We start from the raw sequence: 1,192 nt of genomic DNA, 5'->3' as shown, positions 1-1,192 counted from the left end.
ACCTCCCCTCCTCGACCGGAAGGCGTTCTTTCCTGTGAGCAGCTCTCGTCCGTTGCGTGTCGCCATTGTTGGCGCTGGTCCTGCTGGTATCTATGCGGCGGACATTCTGTCGAAGACGGGCGTCGAGGTGAGTATCGACTTGTTCGAGCGTCTTCCGGCGCCGTTCGGGTTGGTGCGGTACGGGGTGGCGCCGGACCACCCGCGCATCAAGGCGATCATCGTGGCGTTGCACAAGGTGTTGGCCCGGGGTGATGTGCGTCTGCTCGCGAATGTGGAGTATGGGGTGGATCTGAAGCTGGATGATCTGCGGCAGTTCTATGACGCGGTGATCTTCTCGACGGGTTCGATCCGGGATGCGGCGTTGGCGATCGAGGGGATCGATCTGCCGGGGTCGTTCGGTGCGGCGGATTTCGTGTCGTGGTACGACGGGCACCCGGATGTGGCGCGCACGTGGCCGTTGGAGGCCGAGCAGGTCGCGGTGCTGGGGGCGGGGAACGTGGCGCTGGACGTGGCGCGGGTGCTGGCCAAGCATGCGGACGACTTGTTGCCCACGGAGATCCCGGAGAACGTGTACCAGGGGTTGAAGGAGTCGCCGGTGACGGACGTGCACGTGTTCGCGCGTCGTGGTCCGGCGCAGGCGAAGTTCTCCCCGTTGGAGCTGCGTGAGCTGGGGCACGTGCCGGACGTGGACGTGATCGTGTATCCGGAGGACTTCGAGTTCGACGAGGGGTCGATGGCCGCGATCAATTCCTCGAACCAGACCAAGCAGGTCGTCAAGACGTTGACGGACTGGACGCTCAAGGACCCGTCGCAGTTCACGGCTTCGCGGCGGTTGCACCTGCATTTCCTGCATGCGCCGGTCGCGGTGCTGGGCGAGGGCAGGGTCGAGGGGTTGCGTACCGAGCGGACCCGGTTGAACGGGGACGGGACGGTCAGCGGGACGGGGGAGTTCTTCGAGTGGCCGGTGCAGGCGGTGTACCGGGCGGTGGGGTACTTCGGGTCGCCGTTGCCCGAGATCCCGTTCGACGACCTCAAGGGTGTGATTCCCAACCGTGAGGGTCGGGTCATCGACATCGATGGTGCGCAGATCCCGGGGGTGTATGCCACGGGGTGGATCAAGCGTGGCCCGGTCGGGCTGATCGGGCACACCAAGTCCGACGCGTCCGAGACCGTCCGCCACCTCGTCGAGGAC

Annotated in this window: 1 protein-coding gene; it reads left to right on the top strand. The window is 65.7% G+C overall.

The genetic code is table 11. The features are described 5' to 3' along the window. Positions 1 to 34: 34 nt before the first annotated feature. The coding region (locus H9640_RS18865; RefSeq protein ID WP_191792310.1) for an FAD-dependent oxidoreductase at positions 35 to 1,192 on the top strand (1,158 nt) is incomplete at its 3' end.

The sequence above is a fragment of the Oerskovia gallyi genome, assembly GCF_014836745.1.
In the GTDB taxonomy this organism is placed as follows: domain Bacteria; phylum Actinomycetota; class Actinomycetes; order Actinomycetales; family Cellulomonadaceae; genus Oerskovia; species Oerskovia paurometabola.
The sequence above is the reverse complement of the archived record's forward strand: the minus strand, read 5'-3'. Positions and strand labels throughout refer to the sequence as shown.